This window comes from Faecalicatena orotica (assembly GCF_003149245.1).
GTDB lineage: Bacteria > Bacillota > Clostridia > Lachnospirales > Lachnospiraceae > Faecalicatena_A > Faecalicatena_A orotica.
This window is the reverse complement of the sequence record NZ_QGDL01000007.1, coordinates 204316-226368: the sequence shown is the minus strand read 5'-3', so window position 1 is coordinate 226368 and position 22053 is coordinate 204316. Positions and strand designations below refer to the sequence as shown.

At 48.1% G+C, this 22053-nt stretch carries 23 protein-coding genes; 6 read left to right on the top strand and 17 right to left on the bottom strand.

The window, feature by feature from the left end:
• Nucleotides 1-125: 125 nt before the first annotated feature.
• Together A8806_RS12785 and A8806_RS12780 are read left to right on the top strand one after the other, a co-directional pair.
• Entirely contained in the window at nt 126-719 is a 594-nt protein-coding gene (locus A8806_RS12785) for a TetR/AcrR family transcriptional regulator (RefSeq protein WP_109731587.1), read from the top strand.
• 2 nt (nt 720-721) lie between these two features.
• Complete coding sequence (locus A8806_RS12780; RefSeq protein ID WP_109731586.1) at nt 722-1486, top strand: nucleoside phosphorylase; 765 nt, start codon at nt 722-724, stop codon at nt 1484-1486.
• Nucleotides 1487-1604: 118 nt separating this feature from the next.
• On the opposite strand, the gene A8806_RS12775 is transcribed toward A8806_RS12780, so the two are convergent.
• On the bottom strand, nt 1605-2591 hold the full coding sequence (locus A8806_RS12775) for a diaminopimelate dehydrogenase (protein WP_109731585.1): 987 nt from the start codon (nt 2589-2591) through the stop codon (nt 1605-1607).
• 303 nt (nt 2592-2894) lie between these two features.
• Between A8806_RS12775 and A8806_RS12770 the strand changes: the two genes are divergently transcribed.
• Together A8806_RS12770 and A8806_RS12765 are read left to right on the top strand one after the other, a co-directional pair.
• Nucleotides 2895-3575, top strand: a complete 681-nt coding sequence (locus A8806_RS12770; RefSeq protein WP_109731584.1) for an ABC transporter ATP-binding protein — start codon at nt 2895-2897, stop codon at nt 3573-3575.
• A complete protein-coding gene (locus A8806_RS12765) occupies nt 3575-6253 on the top strand; it encodes an ABC transporter permease (protein WP_109731583.1) in 2679 nt (892 codons plus the stop codon). The genes A8806_RS12770 and A8806_RS12765 overlap by 1 nt, the downstream gene beginning before the upstream one ends.
• Nucleotides 6254-6256: 3 nt before the next feature.
• On the opposite strand, the gene A8806_RS12760 is transcribed toward A8806_RS12765, so the two are convergent.
• From A8806_RS12760 to A8806_RS12740, 5 genes are all read right to left on the bottom strand, one after another.
• Nucleotides 6257-7438: a sensor histidine kinase gene (locus A8806_RS12760; RefSeq protein WP_109731582.1), complete on the bottom strand. Its 1182-nt coding sequence runs from the start codon at nt 7436-7438 to the stop codon at nt 6257-6259.
• On the bottom strand, nt 7435-8100 hold the full coding sequence (locus A8806_RS12755) for a response regulator transcription factor (protein WP_109731581.1): 666 nt from the start codon (nt 8098-8100) through the stop codon (nt 7435-7437). The genes A8806_RS12760 and A8806_RS12755 overlap by 4 nt, the downstream gene beginning before the upstream one ends.
• A gap of 29 nt (nt 8101-8129) precedes the next feature.
• The gene (locus A8806_RS12750; RefSeq protein ID WP_109731580.1) at nt 8130-9488 is read right to left on the bottom strand and encodes an MATE family efflux transporter; all 1359 of its coding nucleotides are present in this window, start codon (nt 9486-9488) and stop codon (nt 8130-8132) included.
• Complete coding sequence (locus tag A8806_RS12745) at nt 9481-9918, bottom strand: MarR family winged helix-turn-helix transcriptional regulator (RefSeq protein ID WP_109731579.1); 438 nt, start codon at nt 9916-9918, stop codon at nt 9481-9483. Before A8806_RS12745 ends, A8806_RS12750 begins: the two co-directional genes overlap by 8 nt.
• A 333-nt stretch (nt 9919-10251) precedes the next feature.
• Nucleotides 10252-10608 carry a heavy-metal-associated domain-containing protein gene (locus A8806_RS12740; protein WP_109731578.1) on the bottom strand — a complete coding sequence of 119 codons (357 nt, stop codon included), beginning with the start codon at nt 10606-10608 and terminating at the stop codon, nt 10252-10254.
• Between the two features lie 243 nt (nt 10609-10851).
• Between A8806_RS12740 and A8806_RS12735 the strand changes: the two genes are divergently transcribed.
• The gene (locus A8806_RS12735) at nt 10852-11337 is read left to right on the top strand and encodes a CarD family transcriptional regulator (RefSeq protein ID WP_109731577.1); all 486 of its coding nucleotides are present in this window, start codon (nt 10852-10854) and stop codon (nt 11335-11337) included.
• Nucleotides 11338-11538: 201 nt separating this feature from the next.
• Nucleotides 11539-11751, top strand: coding sequence for a cold-shock protein (locus tag A8806_RS12730; protein WP_109731576.1), 213 nt, complete (start codon nt 11539-11541; stop codon nt 11749-11751).
• A 180-nt stretch (nt 11752-11931) separates the two neighbouring features.
• Here A8806_RS12730 and A8806_RS12725 read toward each other — a convergent pair whose 3' ends face one another.
• The 11 genes from A8806_RS12725 to A8806_RS12675 all read right to left on the bottom strand — a co-directional run bounded on the left by A8806_RS12725 (nt 11932) and on the right by A8806_RS12675 (nt 22036).
• Complete coding sequence (locus A8806_RS12725) at nt 11932-12732, bottom strand: Cof-type HAD-IIB family hydrolase (RefSeq protein WP_109731575.1); 801 nt, start codon at nt 12730-12732, stop codon at nt 11932-11934.
• 68 nt (nt 12733-12800) lie between these two features.
• On the bottom strand, nt 12801-13754 hold the full coding sequence (add, locus tag A8806_RS12720; RefSeq protein WP_109731574.1) for an adenosine deaminase: 954 nt from the start codon (nt 13752-13754) through the stop codon (nt 12801-12803).
• 9 nt (nt 13755-13763) lie between these two features.
• A complete protein-coding gene (locus A8806_RS12715; RefSeq protein WP_109731573.1) occupies nt 13764-14957 on the bottom strand; it encodes a phosphopentomutase in 1194 nt (397 codons plus the stop codon).
• Nucleotides 14958-14990: 33 nt separating this feature from the next.
• The gene (locus A8806_RS12710) at nt 14991-15404 is read right to left on the bottom strand and encodes a cytidine deaminase (RefSeq protein ID WP_109731572.1); all 414 of its coding nucleotides are present in this window, start codon (nt 15402-15404) and stop codon (nt 14991-14993) included.
• A complete protein-coding gene (deoC, locus tag A8806_RS12705) occupies nt 15391-16059 on the bottom strand; it encodes a deoxyribose-phosphate aldolase (RefSeq protein WP_181368701.1) in 669 nt (222 codons plus the stop codon). Before deoC ends, A8806_RS12710 begins: the two co-directional genes overlap by 14 nt.
• A gap of 103 nt (nt 16060-16162) precedes the next feature.
• Complete coding sequence (gene deoD / locus A8806_RS12700) at nt 16163-16870, bottom strand: purine-nucleoside phosphorylase (RefSeq protein ID WP_109731570.1); 708 nt, start codon at nt 16868-16870, stop codon at nt 16163-16165.
• Nucleotide 16871: 1 nt separating this feature from the next.
• Entirely contained in the window at nt 16872-17654 is a 783-nt protein-coding gene (gene udp / locus A8806_RS12695) for a uridine phosphorylase (RefSeq protein WP_109731569.1), read from the bottom strand.
• Nucleotides 17655-17670: 16 nt separating this feature from the next.
• A complete protein-coding gene (locus A8806_RS12690; RefSeq protein WP_109731568.1) occupies nt 17671-18390 on the bottom strand; it encodes a Crp/Fnr family transcriptional regulator in 720 nt (239 codons plus the stop codon).
• Between the two features lie 80 nt (nt 18391-18470).
• A complete protein-coding gene (locus A8806_RS12685) occupies nt 18471-19391 on the bottom strand; it encodes an ABC transporter permease (protein WP_109731567.1) in 921 nt (306 codons plus the stop codon).
• Nucleotides 19381-20508 (bottom strand): ABC transporter permease, encoded by a 1128-nt coding sequence (locus A8806_RS12680; RefSeq protein WP_109731566.1) that lies wholly within the window; start codon nt 20506-20508, stop codon nt 19381-19383. The genes A8806_RS12685 and A8806_RS12680 overlap by 11 nt, the downstream gene beginning before the upstream one ends.
• Nucleotides 20501-22036 carry an ABC transporter ATP-binding protein gene (locus tag A8806_RS12675; RefSeq protein ID WP_109731565.1) on the bottom strand — a complete coding sequence of 512 codons (1536 nt, stop codon included), beginning with the start codon at nt 22034-22036 and terminating at the stop codon, nt 20501-20503. Before A8806_RS12675 ends, A8806_RS12680 begins: the two co-directional genes overlap by 8 nt.
• Between the last annotated feature and the right edge of the window lie 17 nt (nt 22037-22053).

Here is a 22053-nt window from a genome sequence, read left to right as displayed (position 1 = left end):
ACTCCGAAGATTCATATTACCAGAAATGGTAGTCATCCCGTCTTGATTTTCCGACACATATGTCGTACAATAAATTTACAGACACAAGTGTCGGTTTTTCAAAAAATAATCCAGGAGGAAATCAAGTGAATAAAAAAGGTGAAGCAACCAGACAGACAATCAAAGAAAAAGCTTACCTGCTTTTCGCAGAAAAAGGATTCAAAGAAGTCACCATGAAGGATATCTGTGAAGCCACAGGTTTGAGCCGAGGCGGACTCTACTGCCACTATACCGGTACCGGGCAGATTTTTTCAGAGATCATCCATGACCTTATGAGCAGGCAGGACCAGGATTTCCAAGAAAGACTCAACAGCGGCATATCTGCGGTTACGATTCTGGATGAAGTCCTGAACCGGTATCAAATCGAGATGACCGACAGTGCGGCTTCTTTGAGTGTGGCAATCTTTGAATACTTTAGTATGCAGGAACATGGCACAAAAGAAAACAGCATCTATGAACAATACCTGCTTTCCTCTGAAATGTGGCAAAGTCTGATACAATACGGGATCGACAGAAAAGAATTCTATCCGGCCGATGTCCGGGCCGTCATCGACCTGCTTCTGTTTTCCTATCAGGGCGTCAGGATGTACAGCTGCCTCATGCCCATAGACGAAACAATCCCCTCACGCATACTGGGGGAAATCCGCAAAATCTTAGTCATTCCCAAGGAGGACGTATAATTATGGCAACTATATTCCAGCATTACGACGATACAAGGCAGGCATACATCAATCCACAGGATTCTACCAAACCAATTCCCGGCTTTCCAAAGAGGTGTGTCACAACATTTTCAGAAAATATCATTCAGAAATTTGCCTCCGTGAAGGGCGTACAGGTCATTACAAACTTATACTCGGCGAACGGCATTCTCCCCGTCTATGAGATAAACTATGCTGGACACCGGATCGCTTTCTTCCTCTCACGGGTCGGTGCACCTGCCTGTATAGCAGGTCTTGAGGAAATCATCGCATTAGGGGCCGAAAAACTGGTGATGTTCGGCTGCGCCGGAATGCTCGATGACACCGCCACGCAGGGGAAACTCATGATCCCAGTGTCCGCTGTCAGGGATGAGGGCACAAGCTACCACTATCTGCCCTCCAGTGAAACCATCAATGCCGACCCTCATTCCGTTGAAGTCCTAAAGGAATGCTTCTGCAGGAAGAACGTTCCATATGTAACCGGAAAAACATGGACCACCGATGCCATTTACAGGGAGACTCCTAAACGAATCGAAGAACGAAGAAAGCAGGGCTGCCTGACCGTAGAAATGGAGTGCTCCGCCGCCCTCGCCGTCACACAATTCAGGCAGGTTCCGTTTGCCCAGTTCCTGTATGGGGCCGACAGCCTGTCCGGGGAACACTGGGAACCTAATGACCTGATAGAATATGGACTAAAAGGTGCAGAAATATACATGACTCTCGCTTTTGACTGTGCACTCTGTTTATGATATGTTTAAGAAAAAGAACCTGATTCAGTAGGATTTAAAATGCCGCCTGTGAGGACCTTTACATATTGATCCTCACAGACGGCATTTTTCAATCCTAATCTTTTAACACACTCTGGCCTTACAGCAGTTCTGCCCTGAGTTCCTCCGCAGATTTCATGGAAAGCATTCCCGGAGCAATATCGAATACAGTCCTTCCTCCCGCTTCCCCGTTCTTAGCTAATCTGTAAGCAGCCCTCGCATAGCATACAAGGACACTGGATGTAAATTCCGGATTAGAATCCAGTTTCAGGGAGTATTCGATCACATTTTTATTTCCATCACGTCCGGTCTCACCGCTTCTGATCACGAATCCGCCGTGAGGCATCTTGCTGTGGTTCGCCTTCAGCTCTTCTTCCGTGATAAATTTAACCGTTGTGTCGTAATCTGAGAAATAGTTCGGCATATTCTTGATTGTCTCTTCGATCTCCTTGAGGTCTGCACCCTCCTCGGCTACCACATAGCATTCTCTCAAATGCTTTTCTCTTGTTGTCAGCTTCGGTCCACATCCGCTGCGTACCTTCTTCACTGCTTCTTCAACAGGCACAGTATATTGAATAGCATTCTTCACACCCGCTACACGGCGGATTGCATCTGAATGTCCCTGGCTAACGCCCTTGCCCCAGAATGTATAGGTATCTCCATCTACAAGGATAGACTCCGCGTAGATTCTGTTCAGGGAAAACATTCCCGGGTCCCAGCCTACAGAGATAATTCCGATATTACCACCCTCTTTTGCAGCCTTGTCCATGTTTGCAAAATACTCCGGAATCTTCGCATGAGTATCAAAACTGTCGATTGTGTTGAAATTCTTAACAATCTGTGGTCCGATCACCGGAAGGTCTGTCGCAGAACCCCCGCATAAAATCATAACATCAATCTCATCCTTCATACCGGACATATCATCCATATGTACCACCGGCACGCCTTCTGTAAGAATCTTTACAGACTCCGGTGCACGTCTTGTAAAGACTGCCTTCAGTTCCATATCCTCATTGCGCTCCACTGCAAGCTCCACACCACGTCCGATGTTGCCATATCCCACAATTCCAATTCTGATTTTCTCCATCGTATATCCTTCCTTCCAATCTTCATATCACAAGTTTTAACCGATAATTAGTATAACATATGAGGGCGTGATGCACAATTTAAAATTCGTAACAGATTTTACATGTAAAATTCGTAACAGATTTTACATGCTCCAAAATCTTTTTTGTCACTTTCCTGTCACTTTCCCAAGCTAATATGATATCATCGTAACTGACCAGAACCGGCCAACACCATCGCCAAAAGCGATTTGTAAATCTTTTCGGCGTACCTGTTCCTGTTCTGGCCGGATACGTGTTATGAATCTGGAAAGGAGTTAGAAACTATGGAAATACTGCGCTGCAGCCATCTTACAAAAACTTATGGAAGTGGTTCGAATACCGTATCCGCCCTTGATGATGTCAGTCTTTCTCTCGAAAGGGGGAGCTTCACCGCCATCGTAGGGGCATCGGGTTCCGGGAAATCAACCCTGTTACACATGTTAGGAGGGGTGGACCGTCCGACCAAAGGAAACATATTCATAGAAGATACTGATATCTCTGCACTCAGTCAGGAGCAGCTTGCCGTCTTCAGGCGGCGGAAGGTGGGGCTTGTTTACCAGTTTTATAATCTGATCCCCACCCTCAATGTCCGGAAAAACATTCTGCTGCCGGTCCTTCTGGATAACCAGACGCCGGATGAGGAACGATTCCGCCATCTTGTCTCCACGCTGGGTCTCACGGAACGTCTGACACACCTGCCAAGCGAACTCTCCGGCGGACAGCAGCAGCGTGTCGCAATCGCAAGAAGCCTGATCTACCGTCCGGCAATCCTGCTGGCTGATGAGCCTACCGGCAATCTGGACAGAAAGAACTCAGAAGAAACCATCGACCTGCTGAAGCTTTCCAACCGGCAGTACGGACAGACCATCCTGCTGATCACCCATGACGAAAAGACCGCCCTCAAGGCAGACCGCATCATTACACTGGAGGATGGAAAAATCCTGCATGACGAGGTGGTGTCCTGATGAAGATTATACGAGAATATGTATGGGATACATTAAGGCGGAATAAAAGAACGAGTCTGGCCATTATGACGGCTCTCTTCCTCATGACCACGATGATGTCCTGCTTCAGTGGTTTCGTGTATACGATGTGGACCGATTCCATCGCCCTGTCGGTCAACGAAAACGGAAACTGGCATGGGGAGCTGTTTGACAATACAAGTGCAAAAGACCTTGAATACATTAAAAATTATGCATCCGTATCCGCGGTACTGCTCAAAGGAGCCTGGGAAGCCGCAAAGCTGGAGGATGAAGGCAGAAGAATGTACCTGATTACACGCGGGGCGAATGAGGAATACTGGAATTCCATGCCGGAAAAAAGCACCGTCATTGAAGGGCGTATTCCGGAGGCCGAGGATGAACTTGCCCTTTCAAAACAATACTTCGATGACCACCCCGAGGCCTCTCTGGGAGACACGCTCACGCTTCCTGTAGGCCAGAGGATCTATGACGGCAGGGTGTGCATGGAAACAGATATATGGCGTGACGGTGAGACCTTCCGCCAGACAGGGACAAAGACTTATAAACTGGTTGGAATCATGGATGTCGCTACCTCCTCTTCTGTTCCTGCCTATACAGGACTTGGCTTTCTGGACGAAGAAACGATTAAACCGGAAGACAATATTACCGTTTACCTGCGCTTTGACTCAATACGCAGCACATACAGGGAGCTTCCCGCCCTTGCCGAATCAATCGGATACCAGAAGGATGAATATGGAAACTATAACCTCAGATATAATACAGACCTGCTCCTGAAATATGCAGTCCTTCCGCCTGACCAGATTATAAGCATCACCAGTCTGAACATCCTGGCCGTACCTCTTATGTTCCTTGTACTGGCTGCGCTTCTGATTGCCGTATTTGTACTGGTCATTCACAATGCATTCGCCCTGTCTGCAAATGAAAAAATGACGCAGCTCGGTACACTCGCAGGGATAGGGGCTTCCCCGAAACAGATCAAATCGGCCGTATCCTCTGAGGCAATGATGCTCCTGATCATTCCGCTTCCGCTTGGCCTTCTATGCGGCTGGCTGCTGGATATAGAATTATTCCGCCTGATCAATGCCGCTAATGACATCGGCAGGACGGCTCCCGACATTGTACTGACATTTGGGATTCCCGCGGTTCTGCCCGCTGCGGTACTTTCCATCATTACGGCATGGTTATCCGCCAGGATACCTGCCAGAAAAGTTGCCAAAATGATGCCTGTAGAAGCACTGAGACAGGTGGAGACACTGAAAGGGAAGAAAATCAGGCAGAGCCGTATCTCCGGCCATTTTGGAATCAGCGGTGAACTGGCCTCGAATGCCCTGACAGCACGAAAAAAGTCTTACCGGACTGCCACGATTTCACTCTGTCTCTCCTTCCTGCTCCTGACTGGGTTTTTATATATTTTTACTGCCCAGAATGCGGCAAGAGAAGTGTATCGGACACAGGATGAAGCAGAAGGGCATATTTTTCTGTCTATCAGTGACGGCAGGGCGCCCGAGCAGAAGGCGCTTGATGAGTTGAAGGAAGTTCCCGGCGTACAGAAATATGTATTATATGACCAAATGCCCTGTGCCACCTGGATTACACCGGATCAGGCCTCCGATGATATTGAGACCCATTTGGGGGGATTTGATAAGATTGTCTCTGAGAAGAAGTATTCACCAATCGAGAGGGACGGGAAATACCGGATTTTTTCTACACTGATCGGTCTGGAAGACGATAGTTTCCGTGAATACTGCCGGCAATTGGGGATCGATCCGGAAGCATACTATGAAGATTCCTCCAAAGCAATTATCTATAACCAGACCGCTGATCCATACGCCAGCACACGCAGGGAGAATGTATACCGCGAGATGCTGAAGCTGGAAACTGGACAGACCATCCCATTTACAGAACGGGCCTATGATGAGGACACCGGGGATTTTGAATTCCAGCTGACAGCAGGAGATATTGTAACAGAACTGCCTTCCGAGGGACTGGGCCTGTCCAGATTTACGCTGGCAGCAGTCATGCCTATGGAACACGTAATGGATCTGGCGGCCTCCTGTAGTGAAAAGAGACGCCTCAGGGCAGCTTCCGTATATGGGAATTTTATAACAGATACCTCAGGGGGCGTTTCCTATCCGCTGATTGAGAAAACGACCTCCAGAATCCGGGAGATTGTGGGACATTACTATGGGAGTGGTGACTATATGCTCTCAGATCTGGCAGAAAAAGAAGAAATGAGTAAGGAGACAAACGGTGTGATGGCCAAAATCGTTGCTTTTCTGACCGGGCTTCTTGCATTGATCGGCCTCTCCAACATCTGGGCAAGTATCTCTGGCAATTTAAGACAGCGAAGCCGTGAATTTGCCATGCTGAAGTCGGCAGGACTATCACCCGCACAGCTTTGGCGGATGCTGTTTCTGGAAGGCCTGACCCTCGGGCTGAAACCCCTGCTCTACAGCCTTCCATTCCAGATCGCCATTCTGGCAGTCTTTCTGAATATAAACGAGGTCAGTATACTGGAATACCTGCCTTATGCACCTTTCGGGGCACTGCTTGGATACACCGGATTAGTCCTCCTCGCAGTCACCGGAGCCTATTATACAGGCGGCAGAAGAATTCAAAGGCAGAATATCATCTCTGCAATCAAGGATGATACCATCTGACACCTATTTTTTATAGAATCTTATACAGAACCGGGCATGTCCGTCAGCAGAGTTCTCTGCACGGATCTGCCCGTTCTGTTCTTCCAAAATCAGTTTGGTAAGCGCAAGCCCGATCCCGGCGCTGTCTTTTCCGGCACGTTCCCCCCTGTAAAACCGTTCAAATAAATGAGGCATGTCTTTCTTGGAAAAGCCGGTGCCTCCGTCTTCAATCAGCAGCTCCGTATATAACGGATTCTGCTCATAGTTTATGCGGATCACTCCGCCTTGTGGCGTATGCTCCGCACAATTTTTAAATACATTTAAAATGGCCTCGGATGTCCACTGCATATCTGCATTTATCCAGATTTCCTGCCCGCTTTCCGGCGGCCGGACATCCAGTTTTACCTGCCTTTTGTCCAGCATATCCTGAAGCGGCTCTTTAGCGGCATCCAACAGGTCTTCCATGTCTGCTGCCTCCATATGCAGCTTAAGTGTATGGGAATCCAGCTTCGCAAGTGCCAGAAGTCCGTCTACCAGACCTTTCAGCCGTTCGACCTGATGCTTCAGCCGTTCAAGATATTCCTGTTCTTCCTTCTGGGAAGGTTCCAGTAATTCCGTCATCAGCGACATAGACGTAAGCGGCGTTTTTAACTGGTGTGCAATATCGGCAATCCTCGCTGCCAGTATTTCATGGTCTTTCACTGCCTCTTCTTTTGTACCGTAAAGTTCGGCAACGGTCTTGTAAATCTCATCTTCCAGATGGGAAAATGCATCCTCTTTCCGCATGAGTACGGCCGCCCTGCCCTGGTCTGCCGCTTTTAAGTAATTGGTCAGTTCTGTAATTCTCTCTGCCTGTTTCTTCTTACGTTTTCCTTCTGCAAAAAATACGATGCAGCCCGCTGTCTCAAACAGTACCAGATTGAGCATAAGAGTGAATGGAAGATTATCCGTAAACCTTCCCAGCCTTCTGTATCCATACCTCTTTAAGTATGCCCGGGCGCTGCTGCCTGCTTCGTCTCCTTTTCTATAGGCATCTTTCAGTGCCTCCGGAAGGGACCCCTCCCTTTGAACTGCTTCTGCCAGATTTGCCGTCATGTTATATTCGTGTGCGCTTAAAAATGCAGCTGTCACGAAACCTCCCGCGAAGACGGGGATGAGCCAGAGTATGAAGGAGATCAGAAATGCTTTCATTCCCCGCTGTTTCATGCTTTATCCTCCATCCTGTAACCGATACCGCGTATCGTAACGATAAGCTCTGTGCCGGACAGTTTCTTCCTCAGCCGTTTTACAGTGACTGTTAGTGTATTATCATTAACGAAATTGCCTTCCGCATCCCACAGTTTATCGAGTATCAGATTTCTCGGCAGAGTCCTGCCCTTATTCTCGAGCAGCACGCACAGAAGGCGGTATTCCAGAGCCGTCAGTTCCACCTCGTCCCCGTTTATGCTGACCTGCATCTTATCCTTATCGAGACAGATGTCCCCGCACGACAGCAGGTTCTGCTTTTCTTCCGGCACCCTTCTGAGTACGGCTTTCATCCTCGACTCCAGAACTTCAATATGGAACGGTTTCGTCACATAGTCGTCGGCCCCCATATCCAGCCCTTTCGTAATATCCCGGACATCATCCCGGACCGTCAGGAAAATGATCGGAGTCTTAAATCGTTCCTTTACCCATCTGCAGAAATCATAGCCGCTGCCATCCGGCAGATTGAGGTCGAGCAGGATAAGCTGAAACTCATCGGAAACAGCCTGTTTCCCCGCTTTAACCGTGGAACAGGCTGTACACATATATCCTTTTCGTTTTAATGCTGCTGTAATGCCAAATGAAATTGTCTCATCATCTTCGATTAACAAAATTCTGATCATATGCCCTCCGGATGATACTGACGGTTTTCCTATTCTTTCAGAAGTTTATTCGTTTTCCACTTCCCGCTCCTGATCCGCAGGAATGAGAAGATCGCACCGATCCCCCATCCAATCGGTATTGACCACCAGATTGCACTGGAACCGATGAAGTGTGCCAGCAGGTACGCGATGATGACACGTGCAACCAGATTGGACATGGAACTCAACATGAATGCCCCCATATCACCGGCTCCTCTTAACATTCCGTTTCCTACAAACATGAATCCCATCAGCACATAGAATACAGATACCGTTTTCATATATTTCATACCATATGCCATTGCACTTCCGGCTGAACCGGCATTCAGGAAAAGCCCCAGAAGGTTCGGTCCGAACAGGAAGATAACACCTGTAATAATAACAGAAAAGATCAGGACCATCAAGAGGCTCGCCTTATAACCCTGTATCACCCTGTCCTCTTTTCCCGCCCCGATATTCTGGGCCGTATAACTGGACATGGCATTGGAGAAGTTCATATTCGGCATCATTGCCAGTGTATCTATCTTTGTAGCCGCCGTATAGCCTGCCACGAATACCTTGCCGTAAGAATTCACCAGCCCCTGCATCAGCATCATGCTGATGGAAACGATGGACTGCTGGATCATGGAAGGCACACCGATTTTCGCAATCCTCTTCGCCGCAGCCCACTCAAAAAGCCCCGGTTTCTGATCTGCATATGCGGGTTCATTCTCCATCTTTCTGAGCCTCCTCATCAGCACGGTAAATGAAATGACCGCACACAGTCCCTGTGCAATCAGAGTCGCCCATGCAACGCCTGCAACCCCCATACCGAATTTAATAACAAAAAGTAGGTCCAGGCCGATGTTTGTCAGTGCAGATACCATCAAAAACTTCAGGGGTGTGTTGCTGTCCCCGAGTGCGTTATAAATACCGTTCAGTGTATTATATAGAAAAAGGAAGACTGCCCCGCCGAAATAAATTCTCAGATATGTCAGTGAGTCTGCCAGAATTTCCTGATTGGTCCCAAGAAGTTTCAGAAGCGGCAGTGAGATTATTTCTCCTGCTGCCATGATCACAAGTCCGATGACACCCAAAGCAATCAGCGCCGTGTAAATCGTCGTCTTCATCTCTTTGATCTGTCCCGCACCAAAAAGCTGGGAAATAACAACTGTACATCCCATTGACAGCCCTGCTGCTACCGCTACGGCCAAAAATACAACAGGGAAGGAAGAACCAACCGCCGCCAGCGCATCCTCACCGACAAATTTCCCGACCACCATCGAGTCGACCATATTATAAAGCTGCTGGAACAGGTTTCCCAGTACCATCGGCAGTGCAAAGAAAAACAGCAGCTTCAAGGGTCTGCCGTTCGTAAGATTTTTAACCATTTTTCTTTCCCCCATTTTCTTTTTTGTATTCCAGCACATTCTGGGAAATACGTTTTATGAATTCATGATTCTGTTCTCTTTCTTCATCTGTAAAGCCTTCATAGCAGATGTCGTCCCATGCCTCGTAGATCCTGCAGATAGTGCCGTATATCTCGTTCCCTCTTTCCGTCAGTGAAACAAGCTTCTGCCGCCGGTTCTTATCATTCGTAATCCGGCAGACAAGCCCCTTTTCCTCCAGCATATAGATCGTACGTGCAATCCTGCCCTTATCGATATCAAGGGCCTCTCCCAGTTCCTCCTGCCTGCAGCGGCGGTCTTTCAACAGACGGATCAGTCTTCCTTCCAATGGAATCAGCCCGAATGCTTCCAGTTCACTGCGGATATAGGCCAGCTCGCTGCGTCTGATGATGCTTACATAATAGTTATTCATATGTACTCCTTACATGTGCCATCGTATTCGAGATTAGCATATAATAGTTATATAATACAACAGTTGTACAGTACAACTATTATATGCTTATGGTTACAGGATGTCAAGAAAAAAATAACTGCATTTTGGGATAAAATATGAAAAAAAGAAGTTGGTTACTATCGCACCTTTTCTGACGCGTGCAATTACGCATGAACTGAATTGAAATAGATGGCAGAGATTACAGAATCAGTTTATATCAGGCATTCTGTACAGATTCTGACGGTAATCTGCCAGCTGAAGGAAAAAAGGGACTTGCAGAAAAAAAGTACCACGGATAGACGCGGTACTTTTTTATTCAATCTGAGCCGCAGTATAACCGGCTCTCTGTACAATCCGCTTCAGTTCCGCATCGTCTTTTTCCTGTTTCATCAAGATCGTGCCATATCCCGAAGAAGAATCCACCTTTGCCCACATTCCGTCAATCTTGTTAAATGCATTCTCAATCCTCCTCGCACAGTTGGGACATGTCATTCCTTCAATCCTGATTTTTTTGACGTAGGGATAATGATCCGCATTCTTATCCGCCGGTTTCACGCTCTTCTCTGTCTCTCCGCCGCCACAGCAGCCGCTGGACAGACGCTTTGTATAACTTCTGATACCGAATATGCAGATAACAATGATGACGATACATATAATCGCAGTTGACATAATCTATCACTTTCCTCTCTGTATTTTGTTAGTTTTAACTAACTACATAATACTCCAAATGCGAAGAAAAAGGAAGCCCTAATTTTCTTTTTCTTCGACATGGAACCTGCTCCTTGAATTTCCTATTCAATTTTCCGTAATTTTGTGCTATAATAGTTAAATAAGCTACGTCTGACTACTTTGCCGCAGTTGTCAGGGTAGCTTTTCCTTTTGTTAATCAGTTTCAGAAAGTAAGGGTGAAAAATGTATCAAATCAATGAAATCGTAGTTTATGAGAATGGTGACCTGTATACAATTAAAGATATCGGTGTTCCCGATTTTATCAAATCAGACCGAAAATATTATACACTGGAATCTTTAGAAAATTCCAAAAACGTAGTCTATGTAACTTTAGAGAATGAGGATAAACTCCGCACCGTGATTTCCCGTGAAACCGCTGCCAACTGCCTTGCAAAGCTACCCGAGATCGAAGGACAGTATAACCCGAATGCAAAGGAACGAGACAAGGAATATCTCGATGTGATCAAGAACGGCTGCTGCCTGACACGGCTCAAGATGTTCAAGGGAATCCTTCAGGAGAAAAACAGGCGTGTCGGAACCGGAAAGCACCTCTGTGTCAGCGATGACCGCTACCTGCAAAAAGTCGGGAAATTAATCGACTATGAATTTTCAGTTGCATTGAACGTACCGATAGACCAGCTGCACGGCTGGATTGAAGATGCATTATAAAAGATTAAAGACTTTAGCCCGTTGTCTGTGAAAATAAATTTTCAGAATTTTCAAAATTTTCTTGACATTCATTTATTTGTATGGTAAAGTAACAACAGTTGTTAATTTGAATCGAAAACCGGAAGGGCAATGAATCTTATTAATTCATTGTCCTTCTTTTTTTGTTCGGTTAATACAAATATTAAAATGGAGGTACTGATTATGAATAACGGTACAGTAAAATGGTTTAATGCACAGAAGGGATTTGGTTTCATCACAGACGACAATTCAGGAAATGACGTTTTCGTTCATTTTTCAGCAATTGTGTCTAATGGATACAAAAGCCTTGAAGAAGGTCAGAAGGTAACATTTGATACAGAGACTGACCCGAAAGACAGCAGAAAGCTGAAAGCGGCCAACGTTTGCGCTGCATAAGAATTTTTCTATAGAACCAATAGTTCCAAACATATTTTATTCCGGTGTACGATTATTATCATCCATTTGAATATTTGTATTTTGAACCATCACGTTTTATGAAATCAAAAAAGCACTGAAACACGGAACACGGGCGGGGGAATCATCCCCTGCCGCAGAAGTCCGGTGTATCAGTGCTTTTTAAGTGTTCAGGATAAATTTTTCTATCATCTCTGCGATCCCGTCCTTTTCGTTGGATGCAGTGATATATGCTGCTTTCTTTTTGACTTCTTCGGGTGCATTTCCCATCGCTACGCCAAGGCCTGCGTATTCTATCATGGACAGGTCGTTGAAACCGTCTCCGACTGCGATCATTTCTTCTCTTCTTATGTGATACATCTCTCCTATTTTTGCCATTGCCGCCGCTTTCGACACTTTGCTGTTGAAAAACTCCAGAAACACGGGTTTGGAGGTACAGTACGTGACATTGTGAAAATCACATGCGGCCAGTTCATCCTGCCACTTAAGTAAGGACCCGGCATCATCGTACCACAGGATCTTTGTGATCCCCTGCTCTAAAAGTGCCTCCTCATCCTCAATCAGCTCCGGTTCCACCCCTGAGAGCTTCTTATAATCATGAATCCTGTCATTTAACACATTCCCATACAGCCGGTTCGCAGACCAGACGCACATCGTCGTCTCGAATTCCCTGCCCGCCTTCAGGATCTTCCGGGCATCTTCTTTTTCAAGTTCCTGCTGAAACAGGATCTTACGGGTATCAGAAAGAACAATCATAGCCCCGTTATAAGTGATAAACGGAGCTTTCAGGTTCAATATAGGCTGATAGATTTCGACCCCCTGTATCGGGCGGCCTGTAGATACCGAGAAAAGAATCCCCTTCTCCGCCGCTTTTTTGACCGCCTCCAGTGTGCGCGGTGTGATTTTCCCGGACTGGTTCAGCAGTGTCCCGTCCATGTCCGCCGCAATAAACTTATACCCCATCTTTGCTTCTCCCCTGATATGCCTGATTAAGTAGTTTAGTATTTCTAATTTATGTAGTCTTACGTCCCTTATTTTCGAAAAGCAGCCTCTTCTGCATATTTCATCAGCTGTTCCATATCACTATAAGTCAGCTTATAATATTTTTCAAGGAGTTTCAGCTCTTTTGTAATCGTTGTATTGCTCACCGTCCGGTTGTCTGTATTGACTGTCACCGGTATCCCGGCCTCCAGAAATGAAAGGAACGGGTATTCTTCCATAGATTCCACCGCATGGGTCTGCAGGTTGCTGGTCGGACACATTTCAAAACAAATCCGTTTTCCGGCACAGTATTCTCTCAGCTCCTTATCTTTCCCGGCCGCAATGCCGTGTCCGATACGTGACGCGCCGAGTTCCAGTGCATCCCGGATGCTTTTCGCACTGCCGCACTCTCCTGCATGTATCGTAAAAGGGATTCCAAGACGCTGCGCTGTCTCAAACATCTTCGCCTGCCCCGTCACCGGAAATGATGTCTCATCACCGGCTAAGTCAACTGCGCAGACACCGGCATCCATATATTCCCTTGCTGTCTTTACCAGCTCTACATTTTTCTCCACAGCCATATGCCGCATCCCGCAGAGAATCAGGCCGCAGTCCACATTGTAAGCCGCCTTCCCCTCTTCCATTCCTTCGATGGCGCCCTCGATAATCTCCCTTGCAGAAAGCTGTTCATGGACGGACAAGAGCGGGGCGAAACGAATTTCCATATAAACAACGTTCTCCAGAGACGCATCATGGAGTACTTCCCTGACTGCCGTACGGAAATTTTCTTTCGTAATCAGGCATGACAGCGGCAGGTCGAACTTCATCAGGTATTCCTTCAGACTACGGCAGTCCGGCTGCACCTGAAGGAGGCTTGAGAGGGCGGCATCATCCGGCAGGTCCCTTCCGGTCTCACATGCAAGTTTCCGGATGGTCACTGCACTGAGGGAGCCATCCAGATGGCAGTGCAGGTCGTATTTCTTTAAGTTTTCTATTGTATTCATGTAAACCCTCTACTTTAACTGATCCAGTATGGATGTCCCTATGGTTCCTTTAGGCATCTTCACGCCGAAATTGTCGGCAACGGTTGCCCCGATCGCAGCAAATGTATCTGTCTCCGGCAGTTCCCCGCTCCCCTCCATTGATTTGGAGTATGCAATAAATGGCACTTTTTCCCGTGTATGGTCGGTTCCCGTGTAAGTCGGGTCATTGCCGTGGTCTGCAGTAATGATGAGCATATCGTCTTCCTTCATTTTGTCCAGAAGGATTCCCAGCTTTTCATCGAATTTCTCTATCTCACGGGCATATCCCTCCGGGTCCCGGCGATGTCCCCAGAGGGCGTCAAAATCCACCAGGTTTACAAAGCACAGTCCGTTAAACGTTTCTTTTTCCGCGATCTCGATAGTCTGGTCCATCCCGTGCACAGAGCTTTTAGACTTCAACGCCCTGGTGATGCCTTCCCCTGCGAAAATATCATTGATCTTCCCGATGGAAATAACATCGAACCCGTGGTCCTCCAGCGCATTCAGGGCAGTCTCACCGAAGGGCTTCACTGCATAGTCATGACGGTTGCTTGTTCTTTTGAACTCGCCTTTCTTCTTTCCGACATACGGCCTTGCAATCACGCGCCCTACCTTCCATTCGTCCCGCATGGTCAGTTCTCTTGCGATCTCACAGCAACGGTACAGTTCTTTCAGGTCAAAGGTCTCCTCGTTTCCGCAGATCTGGAGCACGGAATCCGCTGACGTATAGACAATCATATGCCCGGTTGCAATCTCTTCCTCGGCCAGTTCCTCCAGAATCTCCGTCCCGCTGGCGCTCTTATTACCAATCACTTTATGTCCGGTCCTTTTCTCAAGTTCCTCTATCAATTCTTTCGGGAAACCTGTTTCCGTGAACGTTATAAAGGGTTTCTCTGTCTTTAAGCCCATGATCTCCCAGTGTCCGGTCATGGTGTCTTTCCCCTTGCTGATCTCGTTCATTTTCGTATAGTATGCCAGCGGATGTTCTGCCGGGGGGATCTGCCGCATAGGATGCAGATTCCCGATCCCCAGTTTTTCAAGATTCGGGATGCGGAAGGTAGCCACACTCTGCGAAATATGCCCCAGAGTGTCGGCCCCTGCATCGCCATAGTCTGCGGCATCCTGAGCGGCACCGGCCCCAAGGGAATCTACAACAATTACAAAAATACGCTGATATTTACTCATAGTTAACCTCTTTTCTGTAATCTTTCCATTTCTTTACGCCAGAGCATCCGGCCCGAACCCCATCGGGAGCATTTCCCGAAGCGTATGGATCTCATAATGCGCTGTGTCCGTGGCGAGAATAATCCGGAATTCCTCTGGCCTGCAGAATTCCATCATCACCTGCCTGCACACGCCGCAGGGAGGGGTCAGTTCTGTCAGAACGCCGTTTTTGCCTCCCACGATGCAGATCGCCTCGAATTCTTTCACCCCTTCGCTCACCGCCTTGAAAAAAGCGGTGCGCTCGGCACAGTTGCACGGTGTATATGCCGCATTTTCTATGTTACAGCCCTGATATACGTTCCCGTTTTTTGCCAGCAGCGCTGCGCCCACCTTAAAACCAGAATACGGTGTGTACGCATATCCCATCGCGTCTATTGCCTGTTCAATCAATTCTTTAACCGGCAGCATTCGCTCCACTCTCCTTTGCCAGTTTTATGATGCGGCTCGTTCCCAGCCTGTCAGCGCCGAGCCCGATGAACTTCTCGGCATCATCCAGACTGCTGATGCCGCCTGCTGCCTTGATCTTCACATGCTCCCCTACGTTCACCGCAAACAGCGCGATATCCTCAAACGTGGCCCCTGCCGTGGAGAAGCCGGTGGAAGTCTTGATATAATCCGCCCCCGCATCTGTTACGGCCTGACACATTCTGACCTTCTCTTCATCCGTCAGGAGGCAGGTTTCAATGATCACCTTCAGGACCTTGCTGCCGCACACTTTTTTCAATTCACGTATCTCTTCCTCCACAAGGTCATATTTTCCATCCTTCACCCAGCCAATGTTAATAACCATGTCGATCTCATCGGCTCCGTTGTCCAGTGCATCCTGTGTCTCGAATATCTTTGTCTTTGTGGTCTGGTACCCGTTCGGAAATCCGATCACCGTGCAGACAGCCATCTTATCCTTCACGTACTCCTTTGCCTGTGCCACATAAGACGGCGGGATACATACGGATGCCGTACCGTATTCCACTGCATCATCGCATATTTTCTGTATCTCTGCCCACGTTGCCCCCTGAGAGAGCAGTGTATGGTCCACACATTTTAAAATCTCTTTTATATCCATTTTCATCCTCCTGACTGCGGGAAATTACTATTTGCCCGAAATATTAAAGTATACTGTGAACACCCTTCCGGTGTTCACAGTAACAAACGAGTTACTCATAAGTTTATATGGCAAGGGCAATCTCCATCATTTTGCGGAAACCTAACTGCCTTTCTTCGGCGCTTAATTTTCCTTCTTTATAAATCAGATCCGAGATCGTCAGCATGCAGAGCGCTTTCTTCCCAGCCGCCGCGGCATTCATATACAGGGCCGCCGCCTCCATCTCAACCGCAAGTACACCCATGCTGCGCCATTTATCATTAACCGAAGCATCTGCATTGTAGAACACGTCAGAGGACAGCACATTGCCGACTGCCACCGGTGTTCCCTGTTCTTCCGCCACTTCCACGGCCCTTCTGACGAGCCCGTAATCCGCGATGGGGGCAAAGGTCCCCGGCAGAGCGTACTGGTAAGCGTAGTTGGAATCTGTGCAGGCCCCCATGCCGATCACGACATCCATCAGGTTTACATCGTCCTGAAGCGCCCCGGCAGATCCAATGCGGATGATCTGGTCCACATCATAAAAATGAAACAGCTCATAGGAGTAAATGCCGATCGAAGGCATCCCCATACCACCGCCCATGACGGATACTTCTTCTCCTTTATAGGTTCCTGTATAGCCGAACATATTGCGGACCGTGGTAAATAAGACCGGGGTCTCAAGATATGTCTCTGCGATATATTTCGCACGAAGCGGGTCTCCCGGCATCAGTACCTTTTTTGCAATCTGCCCTTTCACAGCACCATTATGTGCGGTTGGTGTCATTTCCATTCTATTTTCCTCCCAAATCTTGTTTGATTAATTCTCTGACAGCCTCCACTGCCACGCGGATTGCCGCATCCGTATCGTGCACAACCGGGTTATCCAGTCCCTGCTTCGCCCTCTCCTGATTGGCAAGGACAAGGAATACGGAACCCGCACGTACTTTTAGATAGCTTGCTACGATAAATAACGCGGCAGACTCCATCTCGGACGCCTTACAGCCAAGCTTTACCCAGGCATCCCATTTATTCATCAGCTCATATCCTACCGGTTTGGTTTCCGGTGAGTGCTGTCCATAGAAGGAGTCTTTGCACTGCACCACACCTACATGGTATGTCTGATCTAATTTCTTCGCCGCACTGACAAGTGCGTTTGTTACATCAAAATCCGGAACCGCCGGAAATTCGATCGGCGCATATTCCTTACTCGTACCTTCCATGCGGATAGCCCCGTTTGCAATGACTATATCTCCGCTCTTTACATCAATATCCATGCCCCCGCTCGTGCCGATCCGGATAAAGGTATCCGCACCGGACATAACCAGTTCCTCCATCGCGATGGATGCAGACGGTCCCCCGATTCCGGTCGAGGTCACACTGACCTTCACGCCGTCCAGTTCCCCTGTGTAGGTAACATATTCACGGCTGTCCGCCATCAGAACGGGATGGTCAAGATATCTGGCAATCAGCTCACATCTTTTCGGGTCCCCCGGCATGATGACATATTTCCCCACATCCCCTTTTCCTACCTGAATGTGGTATTGTTTTCCTTCTTTTTCTGAATAATTAATCATCCTTACATGCTCCTTCCTATACTTCCACTTCATCAATCTTTTCGGAAACGACCGCTTTGATTCTCTGGTACTGGTCCCTGTCGATCACGATGGTTCTTCCTTCCCTCGAGATATACCCGTCCTCCTCCATCTTCTTCACGCAGCGGTTGATGGTCTTGATACATAGTCCTGTACTGTTGGAGAGATCCTTTCTTGTGAGTCTGATCCTGCACACCTTATGTCTCGCCGACTTCTGGTAAATCTGCATGAACAAGAGAAAAAGCCGGTCCGCCCCCTGTAAGAACAGGAAAAGGCGTTCCTTCCTCACCTGCTCGAGCAGATACACACTCATCGCCTTGACCTGCTCTAACACCGCATGGATATCCGTCAGCATCCATTTGGCAAACTGGTCCTTGGACACCCGCAGGAAACGGCAGTCTGTCTCTGTGATCAGGGTGGTCTTGTACTCCTCATAACCCATCAGGAATTCCATTGCACCGAAGACTTCCACCGGATAGAACCGCGCATAGTCATAGGCGATTTCCTGCACACGGTAGTCTGTCGCCTTGACCACGCCCTCTACAAGGATATATACCGTATCCACATAAGCATTCTCATGAATGAATGCATTTCCTTTTTTTATGCGGACAATCTGAAATGCCTCCAAAAGCCATTTTGGTGCATTCGCCAGATAATTATTCAGGTAGTCTCTCTCCTTCGTATGCAGTTCATCGATCAGCTCAACAACTTCATTCATCTGTCTCTCCTTATTTTGTCATTTACTGTTATACCCTATTCTACCATCTGAAGTTCCAAAAAGAAAGTGCCCCGGCAGTGTTACCTTGCCCCCTTTTCGTATGGCTGTCCACTTGCCTTTGGTGCTGCGGAACGACCAACAAACAGGATCAGGATGATGATGGTGATGATATACGGAAGCATGGCAAGTATTTCGGAAGGAACCTGGAAAGAACCGCCTCCCAGTATCACTGTCAGTGCCTGTGCCGCACCAAACAGGATGCAGGCGCCGTAAGCACCGTGGGGTGTCCATTTTCCAAAGATCACGGCCGCAAGGGCGATGAATCCCTGACCGCTGATGGCTGTCGGTGTAAACTGCGGGATAATCGCGAGCGTCATGGATGCGCCGCCGAAACCGGCAAGTATCCCGGAGGCTATGACGCACAGGTAACGGATTTTATAAACATTGATCCCCATTGTATCTGCTGCCGCCGGATGCTCTCCAACGGAACGGATATGAAGGCCCCATTTTGTCTTGTAAAGGAATCCCCACAGCACAACTGCGAAGACAAGTGCAAGCACTACGGTCACATCTACGTTCAGGTTCTTCAGTGCGCCTGTGATACCGGCACTGCCGAACAATTTCGGAATCTTGTTTGTAACCGGCACGGACATCGTCGCCCCGTCGAACAGCAGGCGGCAGAGGAACAGCGCCACGCCGGGTCCGATCAGGTTGATTGCAATACCGGAAATGGTCTGGTCTGCCCGGCATGTGATGGATGCAAATGCATGCAGAAGTGCAATCATCCCGCCTGCAATCCCTGCCGCAAGGAAACCGCCCCATGCGCTCCCTGTAAAATAGCCAACCGTTGCACCCGTAAATGCGCCGATGGTCATCATTCCCTCAATACCAAGGTTCGTCACACCAGAACGCTCGGAGATCACGCCGCCCAAAGCCGCAAACGCCAGCGGAGTGGAATACATCAGTGTAATGCCGATAAATAAGGTGATACTACTTAGCATGTTTTTTCCCTCCCTTAGAAAATCTCTCCACCAGCGGCGGAATGATATGTGTCAGTGCCACAAAAAATACGATAACGCCGATGACAATGTTAATGATCTCGGATGGTGCCCCAACTTCATACTGGAGTGACTGTCCGCCGTACAAAAGGCCTCCAAACAGCAGTCCTGCGAAAATGCATCCAACCGGTGAACTTCCTGCAATCAGACAGACGCCAAGGGCGTTAAATCCTGTGTTTTCAAAGGCCGCCAGTGTGGCAATCCCGTGGGGGGAGTTGCCCGTAATATAAAATGCAGCCGCCAGTCCGCAGATTCCGCCAGAGATGACCATAGAATGAAGGATATTTCTATTCACGTTGATACCGGTAAATTCTGCCGCATACCGGTTGGCACCCACCGCTCTTAATTCGAATCCCTTCGTAGTTTTATATAGAAGGAATGAGACAAGCACTGCCAGAATAATCGCTGCGATGAAGCCTGCATTCACGTCTGTCTTCAGAATGGTATCTTTCAGAAAATCACTGCTTAAGAGGGCTTCCTTCCCTTCCTTTGTCGTCTTCCATTTACCAAGAATCATGGTATAACTGGACTCGTTTACCGGGTATGTACCGATCGTATCCGGTTTGTGGAACCGTTCCAGGTTGCAGATCCAGTTGGAAAAATACAGTGCAATCCAGTTAAACATAATACTGGTCAGTACCTCGTGAATCCCAAATCTAGCCTTGAGGAACCCTACCAGCCCGCCGAATACGGCACCTGCAATTACTCCCGCTGCCAGTACAAGCGGAATCTGGATCACGGCCGGGAAATCACAGACGATCCCGACTGTTGTAGATGCCACGCATCCCATGATAAACTGGCCTTCCGCCCCGATGTTGAACAGGCCGGTCTTGAAAGCAAATGCGACACCAATCCCTGTCAGGATCAGCGGCGTACTCTTGATGATGACATTTGATATGTGCTTCGGCCCGGAAAAAACTCCCTGTATCAGCACACTCAGGGAATGAAACGGCGGATATCCGGCAATGGACAGAATAATCCCCGCCACAAGGAAGCCGCACAGAATGGCTATGATCGTCATCGTAAATGGTTTTTTCAGTATTTTCGCTGTTTTATCCATGATTCTTTCCTCCTGCCATCAACAGACCGATCGTGTTTTCATCCACAGTACCCTGTGCAAATGTATCCTGAATCTTTCCGTCATATATGACTGCGATTGTATCAGATACATTCATGACCTCGTCGAGTTCAAAGGAGATCAAAAGCACGGCTTTCCCCTTATCCCTCTCCCGAATTAGTGTCTTATGTACTGTCTCGATGGCCCCTACATCCAGTCCCCTCGTAGGCTGTACTGCGATCAGCAGGTCCGGGTTCATCGCGATTTCACGCCCGATAATTACCTTCTGCTGATTCCCTCCGGACAGTCCTCCCGCCCTCTTCGGTCCGCAGTCCTCCGGGCGGACATCGTACTCTTTAATCAGCTTCTTTGTAAATGCTTCCATTTCTTTCTTGTTCAGGATTCCCTTTTCCGAAAACGGTGCGGTTCTATACTGCTCCAGGACTGCATTCTCATTGACCGTAAAGTCCAGTACAAGCCCCCGCTTCTGACGGTCCTCCGGAATGGTGCTGACACCGCTGTCTATGACCCGCCTCGGCGAGGTGTTTTCGATGTGTTTTCCGTTAATCAGAATACTTCCGGAAACAACCGGGGCCAGACAGTTGACCGCCTCAATCAGTTCCTTCTGCCCGTTGCCGTCTATGCCTGCGATTCCGACGATTTCCCCGCGCCTTACCTTCAGGTCCAGTCCCTTGACTGCGTCCAGCTTCCGGTCATTTTTCACAACCAGATTCTGAATCTCGAACACGACTTCGCCCGGTTTCGCCGGTGTCTTGTCCACGACCAGATTTACCTCATGGCCAACCATCAGGGTTGCGAGTTCATTTTCGGTTACATCCTTCACCGGGATAGTATCAATGTATTTCCCCCTGCGGATGATTGTACAGGTATCCGAGGATGCCTTAATTTCTTTCAGCTTATGAGTAATAATAATGATTGCCTTGCCGTCCTTTACCAGATTATTCATGATCGAGATCAGGTCCTCGATTTCCTGAGGTGTCAGGACGGCCGTCGGTTCGTCCAGGATAAGCAGCTGGGCGCCGCGGTACAATGCCTTCAGAATCTCAACTCTTTGCTGCATCCCGACGGAAATGTCACTGACTTTTGCATCCGGTTCGACTTCCAGGCCATACTTATCCACAATCTCCAGTATCTGTTTCCTGGCTTTCTTCATATCCACGAATCCCGCATGGGACGTTGTTTCATTTCCCAGGATGATGTTCTGCGTCACCGTGAAATCGTCTACCAGCATGAAGTGCTGGTGGACCATTCCGATCCCGTGTTCAATCGCTACATTCGGGTTTTTAATATCTACCTTTTTTCCGTCTATTAAAATCTCTCCCTCATCAGCCTGATACAGACCGTAAAGGATATTCATCAATGTACTTTTCCCTGCTCCGTTTTCACCTAACAGAGAATGGATGCTGCCCTTTTTTACATTCAGTTCCATATCCTGAAGTGCATAGAAAGAACCGAAGCTCTTCGTGATCCCATGCATCTGTACCGCGTATTCGCTGCTTGCCCCAGCCATACCGTTATCTCCTTTCG

What these genes read in the sequence shown, in the direction of transcription:
- A8806_RS12780 (WP_109731586.1), top strand. Translation starts at nt 722, where the DNA reads ATGGCAACTATATTCCAGCATTACGACGATACAAGGCAGGCATACATC.
- A8806_RS12775 (WP_109731585.1), bottom strand. Translation starts at nt 2,591, where the DNA reads ATGGAGAAAATCAGAATTGGAATTGTGGGATATGGCAACATCGGACGT.
- A8806_RS12770 (WP_109731584.1), top strand. Translation starts at nt 2,895, where the DNA reads ATGGAAATACTGCGCTGCAGCCATCTTACAAAAACTTATGGAAGTGGT.
- A8806_RS12765 (WP_109731583.1), top strand. Translation starts at nt 3,575, where the DNA reads ATGAAGATTATACGAGAATATGTATGGGATACATTAAGGCGGAATAAA.
- A8806_RS12760 (WP_109731582.1), bottom strand. Translation starts at nt 7,438, where the DNA reads ATGAAACAGCGGGGAATGAAAGCATTTCTGATCTCCTTCATACTCTGG.
- A8806_RS12755 (WP_109731581.1), bottom strand. Translation starts at nt 8,100, where the DNA reads ATGATCAGAATTTTGTTAATCGAAGATGATGAGACAATTTCATTTGGC.
- A8806_RS12750 (WP_109731580.1), bottom strand. Translation starts at nt 9,488, where the DNA reads ATGGTTAAAAATCTTACGAACGGCAGACCCTTGAAGCTGCTGTTTTTC.
- A8806_RS12745 (WP_109731579.1), bottom strand. Translation starts at nt 9,918, where the DNA reads ATGAATAACTATTATGTAAGCATCATCAGACGCAGCGAGCTGGCCTAT.
- A8806_RS12740 (WP_109731578.1), bottom strand. Translation starts at nt 10,608, where the DNA reads ATGTCAACTGCGATTATATGTATCGTCATCATTGTTATCTGCATATTC.
- A8806_RS12735 (WP_109731577.1), top strand. Translation starts at nt 10,852, where the DNA reads ATGTATCAAATCAATGAAATCGTAGTTTATGAGAATGGTGACCTGTAT.
- A8806_RS12730 (WP_109731576.1), top strand. Translation starts at nt 11,539, where the DNA reads ATGAATAACGGTACAGTAAAATGGTTTAATGCACAGAAGGGATTTGGT.
- A8806_RS12725 (WP_109731575.1), bottom strand. Translation starts at nt 12,732, where the DNA reads ATGGGGTATAAGTTTATTGCGGCGGACATGGACGGGACACTGCTGAAC.
- add (WP_109731574.1), bottom strand. Translation starts at nt 13,754, where the DNA reads ATGAATACAATAGAAAACTTAAAGAAATACGACCTGCACTGCCATCTG.
- A8806_RS12715 (WP_109731573.1), bottom strand. Translation starts at nt 14,957, where the DNA reads ATGAGTAAATATCAGCGTATTTTTGTAATTGTTGTAGATTCCCTTGGG.
- A8806_RS12710 (WP_109731572.1), bottom strand. Translation starts at nt 15,404, where the DNA reads ATGCTGCCGGTTAAAGAATTGATTGAACAGGCAATAGACGCGATGGGA.
- deoC (WP_181368701.1), bottom strand. Translation starts at nt 16,059, where the DNA reads ATGGATATAAAAGAGATTTTAAAATGTGTGGACCATACACTGCTCTCT.
- deoD (WP_109731570.1), bottom strand. Translation starts at nt 16,870, where the DNA reads ATGGAAATGACACCAACCGCACATAATGGTGCTGTGAAAGGGCAGATT.
- udp (WP_109731569.1), bottom strand. Translation starts at nt 17,654, where the DNA reads ATGATTAATTATTCAGAAAAAGAAGGAAAACAATACCACATTCAGGTA.
- A8806_RS12690 (WP_109731568.1), bottom strand. Translation starts at nt 18,390, where the DNA reads ATGAATGAAGTTGTTGAGCTGATCGATGAACTGCATACGAAGGAGAGA.
- A8806_RS12685 (WP_109731567.1), bottom strand. Translation starts at nt 19,391, where the DNA reads ATGCTAAGTAGTATCACCTTATTTATCGGCATTACACTGATGTATTCC.
- A8806_RS12680 (WP_109731566.1), bottom strand. Translation starts at nt 20,508, where the DNA reads ATGGATAAAACAGCGAAAATACTGAAAAAACCATTTACGATGACGATC.
- A8806_RS12675 (WP_109731565.1), bottom strand. Translation starts at nt 22,036, where the DNA reads ATGGCTGGGGCAAGCAGCGAATACGCGGTACAGATGCATGGGATCACG.